Source organism: Vibrio sp. B1FIG11 (assembly GCF_905175335.1).
In the GTDB taxonomy this organism is placed as follows: Bacteria; Pseudomonadota; Gammaproteobacteria; order Enterobacterales; family Vibrionaceae; genus Vibrio; species Vibrio campbellii.
The window spans coordinates 1020961-1042216 of record NZ_HG992752.1 but is presented as its reverse complement, the minus strand read 5'-3'; the positions used below and the strand labels follow the sequence as shown (position 1 = coordinate 1042216).

At 44.5% G+C, this 21256-nt stretch carries 16 protein-coding genes and 1 pseudogene; 7 read left to right on the top strand and 10 right to left on the bottom strand.

Annotated features, from left to right (window positions below; translation table 11 throughout):
- Positions 1-61: 61 nt before the first annotated feature.
- The 3 genes from KHO06_RS21505 to KHO06_RS21495 all read right to left on the bottom strand — a co-directional run bounded on the left by KHO06_RS21505 (position 62) and on the right by KHO06_RS21495 (position 1584).
- The gene (locus tag KHO06_RS21505) at positions 62-631 is read right to left on the bottom strand and encodes a YceI family protein (protein WP_038889246.1); all 570 of its coding nucleotides are present in this window, start codon (positions 629-631) and stop codon (positions 62-64) included.
- Entirely contained in the window at positions 628-1167 is a 540-nt protein-coding gene (locus tag KHO06_RS21500) for a cytochrome b (RefSeq protein WP_212583376.1), read from the bottom strand. Before KHO06_RS21500 ends, KHO06_RS21505 begins: the two co-directional genes overlap by 4 nt.
- Positions 1168-1341: 174 nt before the next feature.
- Positions 1342-1584, bottom strand: a complete 243-nt coding sequence (locus tag KHO06_RS21495; protein WP_038889249.1) for a DUF2164 domain-containing protein — start codon at positions 1582-1584, stop codon at positions 1342-1344.
- 130 nt (positions 1585-1714) lie between these two features.
- Here KHO06_RS21495 and KHO06_RS21490 point away from each other — a divergent pair, with 130 nt between their 5' ends.
- Together KHO06_RS21490 and KHO06_RS21485 are read left to right on the top strand one after the other, a co-directional pair.
- Positions 1715-2347: a hypothetical protein gene (locus KHO06_RS21490; protein WP_010649307.1), complete on the top strand. Its 633-nt coding sequence runs from the start codon at positions 1715-1717 to the stop codon at positions 2345-2347.
- A 196-nt stretch (positions 2348-2543) separates the two neighbouring features.
- Positions 2544-3332 carry an EAL domain-containing protein gene (locus KHO06_RS21485; protein WP_038889250.1) on the top strand — a complete coding sequence of 263 codons (789 nt, stop codon included), beginning with the start codon at positions 2544-2546 and terminating at the stop codon, positions 3330-3332.
- A gap of 29 nt (positions 3333-3361) precedes the next feature.
- On the opposite strand, the gene KHO06_RS21480 is transcribed toward KHO06_RS21485, so the two are convergent.
- A complete protein-coding gene (locus KHO06_RS21480; RefSeq protein ID WP_038889251.1) occupies positions 3362-4615 on the bottom strand; it encodes a DEAD/DEAH box helicase in 1254 nt (417 codons plus the stop codon).
- Between the two features lie 83 nt (positions 4616-4698).
- Positions 4699-5307 (bottom strand): ACP phosphodiesterase, encoded by a 609-nt coding sequence (locus tag KHO06_RS21475; protein WP_212583375.1) that lies wholly within the window; start codon positions 5305-5307, stop codon positions 4699-4701.
- Positions 5308-5915: 608 nt separating this feature from the next.
- Between KHO06_RS21475 and KHO06_RS21470 the strand changes: the two genes are divergently transcribed.
- Positions 5916-7346 carry a methyl-accepting chemotaxis protein gene (locus KHO06_RS21470; protein ID WP_212583374.1) on the top strand — a complete coding sequence of 477 codons (1431 nt, stop codon included), beginning with the start codon at positions 5916-5918 and terminating at the stop codon, positions 7344-7346.
- A 514-nt stretch (positions 7347-7860) separates the two neighbouring features.
- Here KHO06_RS21470 and KHO06_RS21465 read toward each other — a convergent pair.
- From KHO06_RS21465 to KHO06_RS21455, 3 genes are all read right to left on the bottom strand, one after another.
- Positions 7861-8529 carry an HAD-IA family hydrolase gene (locus tag KHO06_RS21465; RefSeq protein ID WP_045376554.1) on the bottom strand — a complete coding sequence of 223 codons (669 nt, stop codon included), beginning with the start codon at positions 8527-8529 and terminating at the stop codon, positions 7861-7863.
- Between the two features lie 242 nt (positions 8530-8771).
- The gene (locus KHO06_RS21460; RefSeq protein WP_050909063.1) at positions 8772-10526 is read right to left on the bottom strand and encodes an HD domain-containing phosphohydrolase; all 1755 of its coding nucleotides are present in this window, start codon (positions 10524-10526) and stop codon (positions 8772-8774) included.
- A gap of 69 nt (positions 10527-10595) precedes the next feature.
- The gene (locus KHO06_RS21455) at positions 10596-11105 is read right to left on the bottom strand and encodes a hypothetical protein (protein WP_005431602.1); all 510 of its coding nucleotides are present in this window, start codon (positions 11103-11105) and stop codon (positions 10596-10598) included.
- Positions 11106-11318: 213 nt separating this feature from the next.
- Here KHO06_RS21455 and KHO06_RS21450 point away from each other — a divergent pair.
- From KHO06_RS21450 to glgC, 4 genes and pseudogenes are all read left to right on the top strand, one after another.
- A pseudogene (locus KHO06_RS21450) lies at positions 11319-11791 on the top strand (CreA family protein).
- Between the two features lie 130 nt (positions 11792-11921).
- Positions 11922-13226, top strand: coding sequence for an inosine/guanosine kinase (locus KHO06_RS21445; RefSeq protein ID WP_038889254.1), 1305 nt, complete (start codon positions 11922-11924; stop codon positions 13224-13226).
- 236 nt (positions 13227-13462) lie between these two features.
- Positions 13463-15211 carry a formate--tetrahydrofolate ligase gene (locus KHO06_RS21440; protein ID WP_212583373.1) on the top strand — a complete coding sequence of 583 codons (1749 nt, stop codon included), beginning with the start codon at positions 13463-13465 and terminating at the stop codon, positions 15209-15211.
- Between the two features lie 379 nt (positions 15212-15590).
- Entirely contained in the window at positions 15591-16805 is a 1215-nt protein-coding gene (gene glgC, locus KHO06_RS21435; protein ID WP_212583372.1) for a glucose-1-phosphate adenylyltransferase, read from the top strand.
- 113 nt (positions 16806-16918) lie between these two features.
- On the opposite strand, the gene KHO06_RS21430 is transcribed toward glgC, so the two are convergent.
- The gene (locus tag KHO06_RS21430; RefSeq protein ID WP_212583371.1) at positions 16919-20080 is read right to left on the bottom strand and encodes a glycosyl hydrolase family 18 protein; all 3162 of its coding nucleotides are present in this window, start codon (positions 20078-20080) and stop codon (positions 16919-16921) included.
- A gap of 278 nt (positions 20081-20358) precedes the next feature.
- The gene (locus KHO06_RS21425) at positions 20359-21240 is read right to left on the bottom strand and encodes an AraC family transcriptional regulator (RefSeq protein WP_212583370.1); all 882 of its coding nucleotides are present in this window, start codon (positions 21238-21240) and stop codon (positions 20359-20361) included.
- Between the last annotated feature and the right edge of the window lie 16 nt (positions 21241-21256).

The following is a 21256-nucleotide window of genomic DNA, read 5'->3' as shown; positions in this document are numbered from 1 at the left end:
TTTAAGAGCGCTTTCTGCATTTATGTCGTTGAGAACGAGGTATATGGTGAAGAACGAGAAGTTACTTCTTAACACCTTCGATGTGCAGTTCCATATCAACGTAGCTTGAAGAACCCATTACTGGAATTTCAAAATCAGCAAGCTCAAGACGAGTTTGACCGATGAAACCTGCACGCTCACCACCCCATGGGTCGTTACCTGCACCAACAAATTCCGCTTCGATTGTGATTGGTTTTGTTACGCCGTGAAGAGTCAGATCACCCGTTACGTCTAGCTTACCGTTGCCTTTGTCTACAACTTTTGTACTCTTGAACGTCGCTTCGCTGTATTTGCCTGCGTCGATGAAGTCGCCGCTACGGATGTGCTTGTCACGTTCAGCATGGTTTGAGTCAAGGCTTGTCGTATCAACCACTACGTTTACTTTAGAATCAGCGATGTTTTTTTCATCAAAAGAAAAGTCACCAGAAAATGTATTAAAACGACCTTTGATGAAGCTGTAACCTAGGTGGCTAACTTTGAAGTTGATTGATGCGTGAGCACCTTTTGTATCGATAACATAATCTGCAGCGTTAGCACCAAACGGTAGTGCCATAGCGATTGCTAATCCTGTAGCGAAAAGTGACTTTTTCATTTTGAAGCTCCTAACATTTTTCTTAATGTGTTGTCTTTATCGATAAAGTGATGTTTTAGTGCAGCAACAGCGTGTAAACCTGCCATTAGGATTACAGCCCAAGCTGCGTAGAAGTGAATTTCACCTGCAATATCCGACTGGCTCGGGAATAACTCCCCTGCGCCGGGTACCGTGAACCAATTAAATACTTCGATTCCACGGCCATCAGATGTTGAGATGAGGTAACCTGAAATAAAGATAGTGATGAGTAATAGATACATCACACCATGCGCGGATTTCGCGGCAACGACTTCATAAGGTTTCCCTTCCACTTTTGGTGACGCCGTCACATGTTTCCATACGATGCGTGCCAAAGTGAGGATTGCTAATAAAATGCCCACAGAGCGGTGATAATGTGGTGCAGTACGATACCATTCACTGTAATAGCTAAGATCGACCATCCACAAACCCACAGCAAATAAGCCGATAATGCAAAGCGCCGATAGCCAATGCATAAATCGCGCAGGTAGGTTGTAATTCTTTACCAGTGTTTCCATCTCACGTTCCTAGATATATTCCTAAGTTGATGTTGAGCAAGAAACACAACATTAACTTATTTACCTTGTATGAAACAGATTATTTACCATCCTTTACATCCAACCAATAATACCTTTTCAAACAACTTGTTCGAAAAATTAGAAGGAACTTTAAATCACTTTAAAAACTGATAGTTAGAGTTGAACTTCTTGCTCGATCTCATACAGTTCATCATTCATCTCAAGCATACGTCGTTCAATAACGGATTTTGCGTCCTCAATGCCTTTGTTGTAATAAAAAGGCGCCAGTTTCTCCGTGATGAAATCAATCAAAAACTCACTATCAAATTGACCGATTTCCACTTCTAACTCGTCTTGCATATATTCTTGGATGGCGGCTGCCAACACTTCTTTTTGTGCTCTTTCTAGTTTGATCATATTTTACCTGCGGAACTCTATTCTCAATTTTGATGTTTAGATCAAGAAGTTGCCTATCGAAATTAGTCTATCCTAAAAGGACTATGCTAACCTTTCGCCGTTCAATTTGTTAACCGTTAAGGGATATTCTTTGCTACTCGACTTAGTCATCCAAAGTGTCAATGATTTTCAGGACGATTGCCTCAAACTTTGTGAGAAGCATTATCCTGCGGTGCATAACCAAGGAATGAGCGAACACCATCTAGGAATGGCCTTCGCAAGACGAATGGAACATACGTTTCGTCACTTTGGCCACAGCAGTATCATCAAACCCATTGAAGTACTTGATTCTCCCGACTTGCCTCACCATTATCGAATCACCTCTGAGATAGGCACAGTTTGGGTGTTAAGTCATCATATGGTGAGTGCCGGTAATTCTTGTCGAGAGAACTTGCTCTCCTCCATCATGGAATGGCAAAGCGAATATGGCTATGCCCTACAGCCCAACGACTTGTTGTTTTTAGTCAGTGACCACTGGATCAGTCGCAGCAAAACCAGCCGCGAACTTTTGCACTGGTGGATGGGTGAACTTCCTGAGCCAATCACTGAATACACAGAACAAGGCATTACGCTTTACACAAGTGAGTCACAGCTGACCCGCTCACTTGATACGCGCTTTGGTATTAGTCCTTGCTACATTAAATTTGGCCATCCTTTGCGCCGATCGAACAAGCAACAACTGGTTCGAAAATACCTTCAACTTTATGCGGTCTTACAGTGGTAGCATCAAATTGCAACGGGTAGATTATCAGCCCGTTCATCGATTTGTTTGATGCTGGTCGATATTTCCGTTCAATCAACGCTAACTCTCTTGCCTTAACCCCACTGCCACAATTAGATTCAAACTACTGTAGTAAAACTAGATGCACAACAATCAGTTAAGCATCAGTGGAAGTATCTTGGTCTAGGTTACAACAATAATGATGAGCATCACGCAGCTGCTTGGCTGCATTTCAAAACAATTAGATGGGCAGTATATTGCACACTACAAGCAACTGACGCTGAGGAGTGTGTTTCAACCTATTTATCAGAGAGATCTTTCTATCATCGGCCTTGAAGCTCTGGTTCGTATTAGTAACCAAGACGGACAAATGATAAGACCAGACCAATTTTTCCAATCCAATACCATTCCAGTCAAAGACCAAATTAATGTCGAGCGATTAAGCCGCCTGATCCACATCAGTAATTTTGGCCAATCCAAGTTTAGCAACAAAAAGCTTTTTCTTAATGTCTTACCTAAAGCAGCAGAAATGCTTGCGAAAGACATGTCGTACAGCAACCTATTGAAGCAAGCCATCATCGAAGCAGATCTCCGCCGTGAACAAATCGTGATGGAATTAGTGGAGTTGGATGCGAGTGACGAGAACTTTCTCTATAAAGCGACGAAAGAACTCAGTGATAACGGCTATATGCTTGCCATCGATGATTACGGAGTTGACGCCTCAACGGTTGAACGCGTGAAATGCGTGAGACCAAACATCATCAAAATAGACCGATCATTACTTTTGCGATATGAGAGTGGCGACTTTGCGTGTTTGATGGAAGCATTGTCTTTGGCAAAAGATATTCGCTCAAAAACCGTTATAGAAGGAATTGAAACCGAGCATCAACTTAATTTAATGAAAAAGCTCGGTTTCGATATGTATCAAGGCTATTTACTGGCGATGCCTCAAACGCTTGAAGCCTACCAAGAAGTTAAGACGGCGTAATCAAAGTCATTGATAACCGCCATCACCTTTTATTTTCGGTTTTTACCGCGGTTTTTATGAATAGCGAGTTTCGCTTTCATCTTACGTTTTTCCGAAGAGCGACTCTTACGGCGACCACCACCGTTACGCTCTGGCTCAACCTCTTCGATTAAACTCGGTTCGAAACCTTCTAACCATTCTTGCGGTAAACGTTGGTCAAGTAGGTTTTCAATCGCCGTCAATAAGTACTCTTCGTCGCGGCTCATTAAAGAAACCGCCAAGCCTGATTTACCAGCGCGACCTGTACGCCCGATACGATGAACATAATCTTCGGCTTTAAACGGCATATCGAAGTTCACCACTTGCTCTAGCTCTTGAATGTCCAGACCACGAGCAGCCACATCGGTTGCGATTAACGCACGTACTTTACCTGCTTTAAACTCATCAAGAGCACGTTGACGAGCACCTTGAGATTTGTCGCCGTTGATAGAGACCGCTTTGATCCCATCCAGTTTAAGCTCTTTTGCTAGCTCATCACTGCCTTGCTTGGTTTTTGTAAAGACAAGCACTTGTTGCCAGTTACGAGAACCAATTAAGTAAGCCAATAGCTCACGTTTACGCTTTTTATCAACTGGATAAACCATTTGCTTAACGGTTTCTGCCGTAGTGTTGGCTGGCGACACTTCCACTTCAACTGGAGAGTCCATCAGCTTATAAGCAATGGTTTTAATGCGCTTCTCAAACGTTGCTGAGAACAGCATGGTTTGTTTGTCTTGAGGTAGACGACGAAGAATGCGTTGCAGATCTGGCCAGAAACCCATGTCTAACATGCGGTCTGCTTCATCAAGTACAAGAATGCCCGTTTTAGCGATGATTACATTGCCGTTAAACAAGTGATCCAGCAAACGACCTGGCGTCGCGATAAGAATATCTGCGCCCTCTTCCAACTTTTTCTTTTGAACGCCGATGCTCGTACCACCATAAACACAAACAATCTGAAGGTTCGTATTTGCTGCGTACTGAGTCAGGTTATCCATAACTTGTTGAGCAAGCTCTCGCGTAGGTACAAGAATGAGTGCTTGTGGTGCGCCGTTACGTTTCTTCTGCTGAACCGATTGGATGATAGGTAAGCCAAATGCGGCAGTTTTGCCAGTACCTGTTTGCGCAGCAGCTAGGAGATCTTTGCCTTCCAATACGTGTGGAATCGACTTTTCTTGAACAGGTGTCGGAGTAACAATATTCATACCGCTTAGGGTATCAACCAACTGTTGTTCAATGCCAAGATCAGCGAAATTAACGGACATGATAAACCTCATAATTTTTGGAGCGCAGAGTTTACCAGAGCGCCTTTGGTCATACTACCTTTAGCAGACAAGGCGCTATGAAATTATTGAGTTATGAATGAATTCACTAACTGTTGATGGAATTGGCTGGATTGCTCCAGAACATCTTGATAAAGCGCCGAAAACTTCCCTTCCAATTGTTCATATTCGCGATCGAGAACTTCAAATGTCGTAGTGAGGTCGGCCATACGAGGGCTTCTTTGTGACATTCGATGAAGCGCAAACTCGATGTTCTCCAAGTCTCGATAAGACTGCAGCCACCCTCCACTCCACATTCGACTGTGAAGCAATAAAAATCGTGGTGGTAACTCATCAGAAATTTGGTTATTCACTTGCTGATACGCGTCTCGGACAAACGAATCTAAAGACTGGTGACTAAATGCATGCCAGTGCTTCGCTAAGCAATGGTCCCAAAACATATCCAATGCAATTGGCGCAAAGCGACGTGATACGCCCGTAAAATGCGGTTTGCACTCTTCAACAATGGAATGGTGATCGGTGATACGATCGACAAAACGGTGGAGTTTTATGCCATTGGAAATATCAGTCTGATACTGCTTGCTTGGATCTCCCTTTACGAAATCTCCAAGCAAGTTTCCCATTAAGTGGCTATTACAGTGATCTGCAATATGCAGGTGGGCTAGAAAGTTCATTAGACGCTGTGAGTGGCCTTTTGGCTCGTCTTACATGAACTTAAGTATAACGTCTGTTGTGACGCGGTGAGAGTACTAATTGTACTTATTCGGCTTCGTCTTCTGAGCCAATGTAGTCCGACAAGATAATACCGATTTCAAGTGCATCAAGCATCTCTAGGCATTCGTCGTTGTGGTATTGGTCGCTCATTGTGACCTCCTTTGTGTTACATCTCCTGAAGCAATCTTGCTTCAATCTTTACTGCCATTTCTTTTCTTCATCGATGACAGCAACTCCTTTTTATAGCCTTTATATGACACATTCATGACAGCGAGAAGTAAAGATTTAGAAAGCTATGACAGAAATCATAAGTAAACGTTTGCGCAACATCTCTCCTAACCTACTGACTTTTAGTCAGATTTGCCGCTAATTCATATGCAGTTCATTGTTAAAATTAATCAATGTAATTGTCATTAATAGATATAACATACCGTTAGATGTGATCACAGTTCTCATAATTTGAAATCAATCAACTGCTCGTTACATATTTTGCTGATTACCATCTCATATTTTGTTTCGATAGTTCTCTAATTTAGTTCACCCCTTTTCATCTCAAATGGAGCGATTAATGAGAGAAGTTGAGTTTAGAACGATAGATAAGCTATTTATTAAAATGTCTATCAACGACAAAATCTGGGTCATTTTTCTTCTATTCCTAGTGACTCTTACTTCAGTGGCAGGAAGCCGATATTTCAATGATATTCAGCAGTTTGAAGACCAGTCTATCCTTACTGTAGAAGCCAAACTTGCGGGTATTATCCAAGCGCAGCCTCAAAGCTTGGCGAACCTAAATGGTGTGGTGAGTACAAGTAACGCCGGTGATACGACGTTCAACAATGGAACGGTAACGGCTTACGCGAAGCTGAATTCCGGTCAGGCAATCCAACTGACAGAAAACCTTTCACGCCAATTTGAGCAAGCTAAATCTGACGCCCTGACCTCTTTTCTTCTGAGCTTTCTTTGGGTGGTGCCGTTTGCCCTGTTCAATTACTGGGTTGCCACTTTCCTTGGCGGCGCACTTTGGGTGCTTTACACCACCACACAAAAGATTGGTGAAGGAGACTTAACCTCTCGTCTTGGTTTCCATCCGGGGCGAGATGAGTTTGGTACGATTGGCTGTGCGCTCGATAAATCAATGGATACGCTAACTGAATTAGTAAACAGCGTAAAAGACAATGCCAATACAATGAGCGAAACTTCTGCCGCGTTCGAACAAGACATGAAGTTGAGTGAAACTCAAATTGCGCATCAATATCAAACGCTGGATTCTGTCGCCACGGCAATGGAAGAGATGACGGCGTCAGCAAAAGAGGTGTCGAGTATTTCTCAACAAGCGACACTTCAATCAGACCAAGATGCCCAGCAGATTGAAAATAGCCGCACTCGCGTCCAAAGCGTCATTTCAGAGATTGAAACCCTTTCAAGTTACATCGAACAGGCGTCAACGTCAGTAAGCAGTTTGAATGAAAACACGACGCAGATTAATGATGTCATCACGACGATCAACGCCATCTCGGAGCAAACTAATCTGCTCGCATTAAATGCTGCTATTGAAGCCGCTCGTGCCGGTGAGCAAGGCCGTGGGTTTGCCGTAGTTGCAGACGAAGTCCGCACCCTTGCAAGCCGTACCCAGCAAGCGACGGTTGAGATCCAAGCCATGATTGAAAAGCTTCAATCTGAGAGCCGAAACATTGCATCAATTACTGAGCGTACCGTTCAGCAAGCTCAAACCAGTAGTCAATTGATCGATGAAATTGGAGGGGACGTGACTGCTATCGCTGATTCTGCACGATCTTTGATGGACATGAGTATTCAGATCTCGACGTCAGCAGAAGAACAAAGTGCGGTTGCAAATGACATTGCATCTGAGCTGTCAGATATTCGCTCACAATCCAACACCATTCGTGAAGTGGCACAGCAATCGACAGTTGGCGTAACCAATTTAACCCACGCTTCTGTTTCACTTGGCGAAGTATTGAAACGCTACCGAACGGCTTAAATACCGTTTCGCCATCAGGTAAGTAGGTTCAAATCGATACAATCTAAGGGATACCAAATGCAAAGGGCTCCGTTTTTGGAGCCCTTTTTCAGTAGGTGTTTTAACGTTGCCTAGGAAAGCACCATAGAGTTTTCCCGACTTGTAAACAAACGTGTATTTATTTAATCAAGTATGAACTGAGTAGCAAATTAATTTACTTTGAAGTGAATCGAAATAATCTTCGGAATTTGATGAAAGAATGTTCAAAGGATAGGTGTTCAGCTATTCTAGATCTTGCCAATTTAATTTTGCTGCTGGTGAACAATATGAATAATTACAAAACAAAAGACACTGAAGATCTTCAGTGTCCACTCTGCCAATGCGATGAATATATGATTTCATCCGACGGTGAGAAATTCACATGCGCCTCTTGCGGGTTCCACACGAAAAACTTCTCTTCCATCCAATGTTTACACCAAACTCCGTTTCTACAAGCCAAATTCAAACATATCCATAGCTTGAGTAACGTTTGTCATTAGACTGAGCAGCCTAAGAGCTGCTCTTTTAGTTCGTCGAGATGATGAATTCGGATAACGCGCTCGTCTTCCACTCGGTTGATTGGCGCGCCGTTGTAAAGCTGCACTGTTTTCACACCTGCGTTTAATCCAGCCTCAACGCCCTTTGGGGTGTCATCAATATACAAACAATCGCTTGGCAGAAAACCCATATTCATCGCGCTGTACATAATCAAATCAGGCTCTGGCTTCCAGCTATTCGCGTCGAAAGCAGAAAAGACTTTTCCTTTAAACGCATCTAGCAGCCCTGTTAGCTCAAGCGAGTATTCGATCTTGTCTTTCGGCCCATTAGAAGCCACACAATACTCGATGTTGTGTGAATCCAAGAATTGAATAAGACGCTTTGCGCCATCCATTGGTTTTAGGTGGCGGACAAACAGTTTCTGTAACTCCTCACGGTATTGTGGTTCAAGAACATCAATAGACACATTAACGTTCATGAGCGCTTTGGCATCACGCAGGATATCGGCCAACTTGCCACCTTTGAAATGTGCGACGCACTCTTCAAAGCTCATCTCTACGCCGTATTGCTCAAACACATTAACCAATGCCTGACAGCACAAGCTTTCGCTGTCGACCAGCGTACCGTCACAATCGAATATGACGCACTTAATATTGTTGATAGCCATACGCCTTCCCCCGCCAACAAATATCTCAAACCATTCGTTGAACAATTAACGTTGTTCTTATTAACTTATTTATTTGTACTAAATATGTATCAACATAATAGGTAAGTTTTGAAATGTTTAAACGACAGACTTGGCATTTCGTAGAAATGAGAAAAGGGAATTAACGTTTTTCTAAGCAAGATCACCGAATGAAGCCCCATAAGTTAGAAATATGAAACTTCACTCGGCAATGATAGATTGAATTAAATATCGTTATCTGGATACATAAAGCGCACTTCTATAAAGTCATCTAAATTATCCAGTAGTAATTGACTCAGGGCTGGGTCAAAGTGTTTGCCTTGCTCACGCTTGAAAAGTTCAACCACTTCCTCGATTGTCCAAGCACGTTTATAGCAACGCTCACTTAGCAAAGCATCAAACACATCCGCAATCGCCACAATACGTGCAAAGAGATGAATCTCTTCCCCCTTCAATCCATTTGGGTAGCCGGTACCGTCCCAGCGCTCATGGTGTTCATGTGCGACAACCGCAGCCAATTTGGCAATTTCGCCCTCGCGATTGCTCAGCAGTTCATAACCTTTGACGGTATGACGCTTCATGATCTCCCATTCTTCTGCGTTCAACTGACCGTTCTTATCGAGAATGGACTCCGGAACCGAGATTTTGCCCACATCATGCATTGGGCTGATCACTTCTATCATTTCGACTTCTCGGTGACTCAATCCGCAAAACTCAGCCAAAGTTGCCGAGAGTCTCGCGACGCGCTTAACGTGTTGACCGGTTTCACCGGAGCGCGACTCTATGGCTTCACCGAGAACGTGAATCATCTCCTTCTGCACATTCAAAGTACGCTTTTGCAAGGTGACGATTTTACGGTTTTTCTGATCGATGACTTTACGTTGTCTAATCGTCATGAACTGGCTAACAATCACCAAAGACAGTAAAACAATCAATGCACACGCGAACAAGAGTAATTTAATGTTCACTTGAATCGCAGGTGGTGGCGAATTGATGATGTGCGCGCTTCTTGGCACGTCGAATCGACTAATGCCGTAATGCTCCAACGCGTTGTAGTCTAATACCGCCTCAGAAATCAGTTCGTCCCCGACCTTAGTCATTGAGAGACCAAGCTTGCTCGCCATTAGCTCTGACGCAGAGTATCCATATTGTTCAGAGCGATTAACGAATCCCCCAAGAATGCCGGGCTCATCCAAATACATTTCCCACAACACAAATACCGGTGCGGCACTTTTCTTACCGACCACATGAGCCACTTCTTGGTATGAATGATACGCCCCTTTTTCCAGCTCAGTATTAAAGTGAGTCAGTAATACTGCATCGTTAGGGTCAATATTTTTTAATCGGTTGGACGCATCCGCCAAAGTCTCATCGCGAAGCTCAATTACGTTTATGCGCGGATACTTTGCCATCTCCGCAATGACACGCTTATGAATAAGCTCTGATGTCATACTACGATCAGCTAGGTAATACAGGTTTTTAATACCTGGTCGCAATTGATTAATGAGTTTGATGTTTTCTTCTACGCGGTCCTGCTCGTAGAGAATACTGCCATCTGTACTGAGGCTATCTAACGTGGCTTGTGTATTGTTTATGCCCACAGCAACAAGAGGTGTGGAACGATTTTCATTGGAGAGGTATCGCTTGGCAAACTGCAAGGCCGCATCATCTGAAATGATGACGCCATCAAAAGTATAGTCAGCATATTTGAGCTGTAAGTAGTTCGCCATACGCTCAAAGTAACCATCAGAATGCACACGCTTGGCATCCAGATATTCGATGGATAATTTTACTTCATTGTTGGTTTGCTCAAACCCTTCTTCGATCCCGTTTTGAATGTCATTCGTCCATTGGTAGGACGGTTCATACGAGTGAAGTACCAATATTCTTTTGATTTCCCAATCAGATTCATCAGCATTGACTGCGGCCGTCCCTAAGCACATTAATAGAGCCAATAAACGCGTCAAACGCTTAGTCATTTTTTACCCAGCCGAGAAAGGAGTTGTGCTTATATTAAATGTCGAAGCCCAAGCGAGCCTCGACTTGAATCAATTTTCTAAAACTATTGTTTCATACAATTTTTGATCGGCGTTCAATTTTTTCGCTAAATCTGAGACAAACTGAGTCTTATCTAAATTTTGAGAAACCACAGTGTCAGAAATAACGGTATTGCCTTCATATTGACTTACAATCGCGGCGCCAACGGCTTCGCCCTCAGCAAAACCAACGTAAAGTTCAAATTCCGGTGAGAGTATGATTTGAGTAAGGTACTCGACAATCATTTCTTGTTCATGCTTATCAGACCAACGTTGCGACTGCAAAATAGAAAACATGACCGTAAGTCGATGAAAATCGACAAGAAAGATATCTTCAGCGGTTAAACGCTGCTCTTTATCTAGTAGTAAAGACTTTTCGACAACTTGGTACGATTGCTCTTCAAGCATTCGTGTGTAGATTGCGCGGCCTTCCAAACTCTCTTTTGTTGGAAACTCAACTTCCACCAAATCATGCAACCACGCGTTTTTTCTTTTAATGCTTTCTAACTGTTGTTCGTTCATTTTCTTACCTTAAGCGCTGCTAATGATGAAACTTACAGCGAGTAAAAGACAGGACTTTGATTAGAAATGTAGTGCTCACCTGTTCTGGAGCGGTACATTAGCATGAAGCCTCTTACAAACCTAGCTAAAGTCCTGAGGTAACGCCAAATTTTGTTTTAACCGTGCACGTCTGATAAATTGAGTTAATAAATTAGCCTATTTAAGGGAAGAAAAATGAAAAAGAGCTTGCTTGCGCTTGGATTGATCACTGTATTAGCTAGCTGTAGCGACAATGAAGTCGGTGACGTGTCGCTTGGTATGTTCACAATGAAAGACATTAAAATCGGTCACCTACAAGATGAAGTGGTGACAGGTGTTACTTGTCACATCGCCTCTATCGAAGCAAACCTGAGCTTGTCCGATCCAAGTGACAGCTCTATCTCTTGTCGCCAAACTGGTGACATTACCCAGAAATGATTGCAAAAATCGATAAGAGCAAGTCTGGTGAAGTGGTCTTTAAGAAGTCGAAGAGTATCTTCTTCAAAACCATGAAAGTGCGTCGTATCTACGATCCTGAAAACCAAACATTGCTTTACTTGTCTTACACAACGAAAGAGACAGAAGGCAGCTTTAAGCACAGCCTATCAACGGTCCCATTGTACGGAACCAAAGCTTACGTCGAACCGACTGTAACTCCTACAAATTAACCCCAAATCGCTTGTAAAAACATCAGCCCGCTGCATTTTTCAGCGGGCAAATTTCTTTGTAATAAAACGCAACGAATTTCAAAATTTTGTGATACAATCCCGCCTCTTTTTTTCTCACTCAAGAACAAGCATGAAGTTTCCTGGTCAGCGAAAATCTAAACACTACTTTCCAACTCACGCTCGAGATCCATTAGTCAACCAAATCCGACAGGCGCCTAAGCTGTACCGCCCAACGATTGTCGGTGTTGGTCAAACCATCGTTGATATCGAAGCGCGCGTAGACGATGCGTTTTTAGAAAAATACAACCTTAGTAAAGGTCATTCTCTCGTTCTTGAAGAGAGCAAAGCAGACGCATTGTATGAAGAGTTAGTAGAACAAGGCCTGATTACTCACCAATACCCTGGTGATACTATCGGCAACACACTACATAACTACTCTGTTTTGGCTGATAGTAAATCAGTACTCTTAGGCGTAATGTCGAAGAACATCCAAGTGGGTTCTTTTGCATACCGCTACCTATGCCGCACCTCTTCTCGCATGAACCTTAACCACCTGCAAACGGTAGATGGTCCTATTGGTCGTTGCTACACGCTAATTTCTCAAGACGGCGAGCGTACCTTCGCAATTAACGAAGGCCACATGAACAAGCTGTCTCCGGAAAGCATCCCTGAAGAAGTCTTTACTAAAGCATCAGCTCTTGTGGTTTCTTCTTACCTTATGCGTGGTAAGAAAGAAGACCAAATGCCTCAAGCGGTTCAGCGCGCAATCGAATTTGCTAAGAAGCACGAAGTCCCTGTAGTACTAACTCTAGGTACAAAATACGTGATTGAAGGCAATGCAGAATGGTGGCAAGAGTACATTCGCGACAACGTATCTGTCGTTGCGATGAACGAAGAAGAAGGTGCTGCACTAACAGGTGAAACCGACCCTCTTGCGGCTGCAGATAAAGCACTTGAGTGGGTAGACCTTGTACTTTGTACTGCTGGCCCAGATGGTCTTTACATGGCGGGTTACACGGAAGAGAAAGTAAAACGTGAAACCACACATGACATTCTTGAAGGCTCTATCGAAGAGTTCAACAAGTTTGAATTTAGCCGTGCAATGCGCAAAGACGACTGTAAAGCACCAATGAAAGTGTATTCTCATATTGGTCCTTACCTTGGTGGCCCTCTTGAAATCAAGAACACCAATGGCGCAGGTGATGCGGCACTGTCTGCACTTCTGCACGATATGGCGGCTAACTCTTTCCACCAGAAAGAAGTGCCAGGTTCAGAGAAACACGAAGTACGTTGCCTAACTTACTCTTCTCTATCTCAGATTTGTAAGTACGCAAACCGCGTAAGCTACGAAGTGTTAACTCAGCACTCTCCTCGCCTATCTCGCGCACTGCCAGAGCGTGAAGACAGCCTAGAAGAGACATACTGGGATCGCTAAGAACCAAGCACTTAGAGCAAAAAACACGCAAAGGTCACCATTAGGTGGCCTTTTTGTTTTGATCTAGCGCAGTATTTAGTGTTTTTTGTTATGATGTAGCACGCTAAGGCGCACGAACTGCTTTACACCTCTTATTTTACCAGTATTATTCTCGCGCAAACGTTTGCGCAACACTAAACAAGCTTTTACTTGTCTAGTGTTGAACGCCACGTGTTAGCCATTTTTTGGGAGTATCCATGCTGTCTGATATTGAAATTTGCCGAAACACACCGTTGTCTTCTATCGCTACTGTCGCCGCAAACGCAGGTCTTTTGCCGCACGAACTCGATACGCACGGAAAACACAAAGCTAAAGTTCATCCCCAATGTCTTGAGCGTCTAACTGACAATCAAGATGGTAAATTGGTGTTGGTCACTGCAATTACGCCTACCCCACTGGGTGAAGGCAAAACGGTTACCACAATCGGTCTATCTCAAGGTCTATCCAAGATTAACCAATCTGTGATGGCGTGTATTCGTCAGCCTTCTATGGGGCCTGTCTTTGGTGTCAAAGGAGGCGCTGGTGGTGGTGGTTACTCTCAAGTGGCGCCAATGGATGAGCTCAACCTTCATTTAACTGGCGATATCCATGCTGTCACGGCCGCGCATAACCTAGCGTCAGCAGCACTTGATGCACGTCTCTACCATGAACAACGTGAAGGTTACGATGCATTTGAAGCTCGTACGGGTTTAAAAGCGCTGAAAATCGATGTTGAGCGAATCACATGGAAACGTGTGATGGACCACAACGACCGAGCACTGCGCATGGTAAAAATAGGCTTGAATGAAGAAGGTAAGAACATCAACGGCTTCGAACGTGAAGAAGGTTTTGATATTTCTGCCGCGTCCGAGCTCATGGCTATCCTTGCGCTAGCAAATGACCTTAAAGATCTTCGTAAGCGTATTGGTCGCATCGTCGTTGCTTATGATTTGAATGGTAAACCAGTGACGACTGAAGATTTGCAAGTTGCCGGTGCCATGGCGGTCACATTGAAAGAGACCATTGCCCCTACTCTAATGCAAACGCTTGAAGGCGTACCTACTCTGATCCACGCAGGTCCATTTGCCAACATCGCTCACGGTAACTCTTCCATCATTGCAGACCAGATTGCGTTAAAACTTTCTGGTTACGTTGTCACTGAGGCAGGATTTGGCTCAGACATGGGCTTTGAGAAAGCGTGTAACATTAAAGCATCAGCCGCTGACCGTGCACCAGATTGTGTGGTAATTGTCGCGACCCTTCGTGGTTTGAAAGCAAACTCAGGTCACTACGACTTACGACCAGGTATGGCGATTCCAGACTCTATTTTCAATCCAGACCAAGCCGCACTTGAAGCCGGATTCGAAAACCTGAAATGGCACATTAATAACGTGCATAAATACGGAATCCCTGCAGTTGTTGCCATCAACCAGTTCCCACAAGATTCAGAACAAGAATTGGCAGAGCTGAAAGCATTGATTGAGCGCTTTAACCCTAAAGTAAAAGTGGCAGTAAGCACCGCATTTGCACAAGGTGGCGAAGGCGCTATTGAACTCGCACAGCACGTTGTTGAAACTTGTGAGCAAGGCGCTCAATTCCACCCTCTTTACACCAAAAAGCAATCCTTGAAAGAAAAGCTGATGGCAGTATGTGAAGTGGGCTATGGTGCATCAAACATCGAAATGAGCGAGCTAGCGAAACAACAACTGGCACACTTTGAGAAATTAGGCTTTGATGACTTAGCGGTGTGCATTGCGAAAACCCCGCTTTCAATCACAACGGATTCAGCCATAAAAGGCGCGCCAAGTGGTTTTACCGTACCAATTCGTGAGCTGCGTTTATGTGCTGGCGCGGGCTTTGTTTACGCACTGTCTGGGAACGTAATGACTATGCCAGGCCTGCCAGACAAACCTGCATTTATGAACTTAGATCTTGATGATCAAGGCAATATTATCGGCCTTTCATAAAAACAAGAAGATTGACGAGAAACGGGAGCCATTTGGCTCCCGTTTTGCTATGAACATGCTCTAACATACTGTTTTTGAATTCCTTTACATTGTAAATCGGCTTTTGTAACTTGGAGTACTTACACCACTCTCACCACTATAGTGCACGGTCTATTTTTCCACTCCCTAATATAGTGCATCGACAACACCCTCTTCTACTGAGTGCATTGATTTTGTTGACAAAATTCTATGGCTCGAATCTTGTACTACGTTATATAGCATTACCATTTATAAGTTCAAAGGACACTCAACAACGTCACTCGAAAGCCTCCTGCAGTTGGCTAACTCCTCGGGCTTTAAGTTGCTTTCGAAGTACGTAATACAAGGGAAAGGGAACATTATGCAAGACGCACTCGCTGTAATTTTAGCTGGCGGTATGGGATCAAGATTGAGCCCTCTTACCGATGATAGAGCCAAACCAGCCGTCCCATTTGGTGGTAAATATCGTATTATCGATTTCACTCTAACTAACTGTCTTCATTCAGGTTTGAGGAAGATATTGGTTTTAACTCAATACAAATCACACTCGCTACAAAAACATTTACGAGATGGTTGGTCGATCTTTAATCCCGAACTTGGTGAATACATCACAGCCGTTCCACCCCAAATGCGCAAAGGTGGTGCATGGTATGAAGGCACAGCAGATGCCATCTACCACAACATGTGGTTACTCTCTCGCAATGATGCCAAGTATGTGGTTGTTCTTTCTGGTGACCATATCTACCGCATGGATTATGCTGCGATGCTGGAAGAGCACAAAGAAAACGGCGCAAAACTCACCGTTGCTTGTATGGATGTCCCGGTAGAGGATGCCACGGCTTTTGGCGTAATGGGCATCAAAGAAAACGGCTTAGTTGAATCCTTCATCGAGAAACCGGAGAACCCACCTACCCTGCCAGATGACCCAACTCAGAGCCTTGCCTCTATGGGCATTTATATCTTTGATATGGACGTTCTGCAAGATGTACTAGAAGAAGATGCAAAGCTTGAAGACTCAAGCCATGACTTTGGAAAAGACATCATTCCTAAGCTGATCGACACTCAATCCGTTTACGCTTATAAGTTCTGCGGTAGTAAAGGTCGTGTAGACAAAGATTGTTACTGGCGCGATGTAGGGACGATCGATTCTTTCTACGAGGCCAACATGGATTTGTTAGAACCCGTTCCACCAATGAACTTGTATCAGCCAAATTGGGCAGTGCGTACTTATGAAGCACAATTTCCACCAGCAAGAACCGTATCATCGGCGACAGGTAATGAAGGGATTTTTATTAACTCCATCATTGCCAATGGCGTCATTAACTCCGGAGGTTCCGTTCAGCACTCTGTTATCGCGTCCAACGTGCGTATTCAAGACAGCGCAACCGTCGTCGATAGTATTATTTTCGATGATGTTGAGGTGGGTGAAGGCAGCCAGCTCGTCAGTTGCATTATTGATAAACACGTTCGTATTCCACCGCACACACAAATTGGTATCAACAAAATCGAAGACGCCAAACGATTTCATGTATCAGAAAAAGGGATCGTGGTTATTCCTGAAGGTTATGAGTTCTGATCGTTTACTCAAGCGTCTATTTGCAATAATCCAAAGCAACAAAATCATATTCCCCCCACAATAAAAAAGCGCGCGATTTAAATCGCGCGCTTTTGTTATCCATTCAATCTGGATTAAACGTTACATACTGTCGACCAGCTACCGTCACTACCCGGCTCTGATGCTGTCCACCAGTTTGCTTGGTATACCACACCATTGTGAATCACTTTATCACCTTGGTTAGCGTGGCTTGGGTTACCTTGCCAGTCCGTTTGTGGGAAGTCAGGGTAAGTCACAAGGCCTGTTGTGTCACAAGTACCAGGCTCAGTACCACCGCCGCCACCAGTGCCAGAGTTTAAGTCACCGATCGGTAGGTCTGGTTGCTCAAACTTGAACGCGAACTCTTTACCACCAGAAATCACCGTGTAGTTAGCAGGGCCAGAGATTGGTAGGTAGTAAACCATGTCAAGCTCGTAAGTGCCGCCCGCTGGTAGGTCTTTCCATGCTGGTAGCGAGAAAGATACACGGTGCATTACACCATCCAAACCACCAATGTTGTTCGCACGAGTATGTCCAGAAGCAATCACGCTTAGGCCACCACCAGACTGATCTTTCGCGTTATCCGGTGCCGATACAGGAATGTCGAACTGGAATTCAGTACCGCCAGGAATCGCTTGACCTGTGTTGTTTGTAAACGTGATCTTAGGGTTGATTGGGTAGTTTTGGTCACCCACTTTAAAGCCACCAACGCTCACTGCGATATCAACAGCTTCAGTTGGGATAGCACCTGTCGCAATCTTGTTACCGTAAGGTGTTGCAGACTTAAACTTGTCGTAAATCGCTTTAGTCATAGTGTTACCCATGTGGTACTCACCATTACCCGCTGCACAAGCCTGTTCAGTTGCATCAATCGTAGTACGGTTACCATTCGCGTCTAGTACGTAACAGTTGTAGTCACCTGCTAGCTCCCAGAACATGATACCGCCGATCTCTTTATCGATAACGTAGTCCGCCTTCACTTCAACAGACGCTTTGTCTTCTGTTGATAGGAATACACTCTTCTCTGCGTTCCATAGCCATGGTGCTACTGCAACATCATCGTAGTTACGCGTGTACGTACCCACCAATTGGTCTGATGGATCGTTCACAGGATCTAGACCGTAAGCTTGAGCGTAAGAACCCCAAATACCCTTCTCTAGGTTCTTCGCGTGCCACATTGGGTTAGAGCCTGCCCCCATTTCGTTACCTTTAGGGTCAGTATCGTGCCACATGTTATCGATACCTAGAGCACCGTGACCACAGTTGTTCTTCTCACCTTCACCAGTACCTGGTGCACACTCTGATTGGTTAGGTAGTGCAGCGCGGCCCCAAAGACCATTTTCGCCACCTGTTACACCTTGCCAACCACGGGTGTAGTAAGGCACACCAATATTGATACGACCAGCAGGCATTGAACCACGGAAGTAATGGTAAGCCCAGTCAGTGTTCAAGTAACCGATACCGCCGTAAGCAGCCGTGCCGTAAACGTTCCATTGAGCAAGCTCAGAGTCTTTACCTGTATCAAACAGTGCCGCGTTGTGACCAACGTGATCGTTCCAAGCACCGTGCAAGTCGTAAGACATGATGTTCACGTAATCGAGGTACTTAGTAACATCAAAGGTTTCCATACCACGCAGTAGGTAACCCGACGAAGGCGCTGCGATAGTCAGCATGTAGTGGATGCCATCTTGTGCAGATGCTGCGTCCAGTTTCTCACGTAGGACCTTCATTAGCTCTTGGTATGAAGCCCATAGGTATGGACGACGTGGTTCCATGAAGTCTTTATCGTAAGGGTTACCTGCACCCGCCATAGACGTTGGGTACTCGTAGTCGATGTCTAGACCATCGAATTTGTATGTACGCATCATTTCAACTGCAGAAGTCGCGAACTTCTCGATACCTGCGTGGTTGATTGAACCGTCTGCGTTGGTTGTCATCGTGTAGAAGCCACCATCCGCAACACGATTACCGTCTGCGCCGAAGTGGCCACCTGTTTCAGCCCAACCACCGATCGAGATCAGCGTTTTAACGTCATGCTTTTGCTTGTAAGTAGCAAGTGCACCGAAGTGACCTTTAAAGCCTAGTGCTGGGTCTACTTCTACACCCGGCCAAGTTTTACCAGTTGCAGGGTTAGTTGGATCAGTCACGTCACCAACGTTCACTTTACCGTCTGAACCGATGCTCACAAACGCGTAGTTAATGTGAGTTAGCTGATCCCAAGGAATGTCTTTCACAAGGTAAGCCGCTTGTGGGTCATCACCACTACGCCAGCTTGTGAAGTAACCAATCACTCGACGTGGGTGATCGGCACCCATCAATTCACGGCCGTCTTTGTCGTAAATCGTACAGTAAGGTACATCCACACCAGCAGTTTGGTACAGGCCATCAGGACGACAGTTTGAAGTTACTGCACCACCATTTACTGATAGTGATACAAGGGAAGAATCTGTTGTTGCGCCAGCATCGTCAGTCGCTTTAGCATAAATCGATACCGAGCCAGCCGCTGCTGGAGTGAAATCAACAGCGTAAGGCGCAGCGGTCGCTGTACCAATCAAAGCTCCTGCGGCAAAGAACTCAACTTTAGCAACCGTACCATCCGCGTCTGCCGCAGTAGCAGAAACCGTTACCGTACCGCCAAGCTCAACAGAAGTGGTTGATAGCGCTACGTCTACCGTTGGTGCTTCGTTACCAGGTTGACCAGCAGCAACTGTAAGCGTAACAGCACTCACAGTGCTCGCTGCGTTTTTGTCGTCGTAAGCTTTAGTTGAGAACTCGTGAACACCCTCTGTCGCCGTCCATGAAGCAGTAAAAGGTGCTGCGGTTGATGTGCCAACCAATGCGCCATCAACAAAGAATTCAACTTTGCTGATTGTGCCATCAGTGTCTGCAGCGTCTGCTGCAAGGTTAACGATGTCACCAGCTGTAATAGAAGCAGACGCAGAAGGAGAAGTTAGTGAAACAGTCGGTACTTCGTTAAGTGGTGGATCAACAGGGCCGCCATCACAAGCGCCAAGGTTTTCCCACTCACCCCATTCACCTGACTGAGCAGGGTTGTTGTTTTGCGTCCAGTAGCGCGCTTTATATGCGCTATTTTCGTGCTGAACTTGGTCACCACCATTATAAACTTTCGATGAATCCCAAGCTTCTAGAGGTGTACAGTCAACGGCTGCGTAGCTGTTGAATGCCATTAGACAAGATGCAGTCAAAGTACTGAGTGTGAATACACTCTTTCCTGCTTTCCCGTTTCTAAGGTACATATTGCTCTTCCTTAAGTTATTGTTAATACAATACAAAATACGCTTTATTGTTGCGTACCTTTTACTTTTGTTTCGACGTAAAATAACTTAAGTACAAGTGCAGAATTTCACACTACTTATTTATAAATTTTCAGCAACACCTCTCAAGAATCCACTCATAGATTGCAAGAATTGACATCTTATTTTGCACCAACAACTAATTTCACTACTCAAATAAATATATCGATCGCAAATTAATAAAAAAGAGAAAAAAAGTCCTAATATTGAAATAAAGATCACTAAGCCTTTGTTGATCTGGGTGTTTCATTAAAATGTCTTTTATATTCGCGACTGAACTGTGACGGACTGCTGTAGCCTACTAGCCTCGCAGCATCATTCACTCTGCGCCCTTCTACTTGGATAAGTTCACGCGCTTTGTTGAGACGCACCTTTTTTATGTATTGCAAAGGCGACTCTAGAGTGACACTTCTGAAGGCTTGATGAAACGCAGATACGCTCATGTTCGCCTCCTCCGCCAAGGATTGTACATTCAGTTGTTCATGATATTCCTGATGAACACGATTGAGAGCTTTAGCTACGCGAGCATAAGAGCCTTCTTGATGCGCCAATTCAAAGAGAACATGGCCAGATTCGCTTACCAATGCTCGGTAAACTATCTCTTCTAAAAGCATCTCACCGAGCATGGCAACCTCGAGCTCGTCACATAACGTCGTCATCAGGCGTTTACAAGCATCAAGCATTTGCTCGTTCATTTGTACCGACTTTAACCCGCAGCGAGTGGCGTCTTCACACACATTAGTAAAACGTTGTGATTCCAGCTTCTTCACGAGTTTTTGTAGCAGTGCTGGAGAAATATCGATAGAGATACCTAGCAAGGGTTCATTGTCGACGGCAATCGCTTCACACTCGAGCGGCATCGGGACGCCAACCACCAAATAATCATCGGGTCCATAACGTACCGGACTTTGGCCAATATGGATGTTCTTGTACCCTTGCCCTAACACGATAATGCCAGATTGGTACACGAAAGGTTGGCGATTATTCCCTTTACTACTACGGTAAAACCACACCCCATCAATGGCGGTTTCTTTAATCCCTTCGAGATCGTCTAAGCCGAATTTCGTCGCGTATTGCTGCATGCTCTCAGCAAGTGTCTTCATTTTGTCACTCCATTCA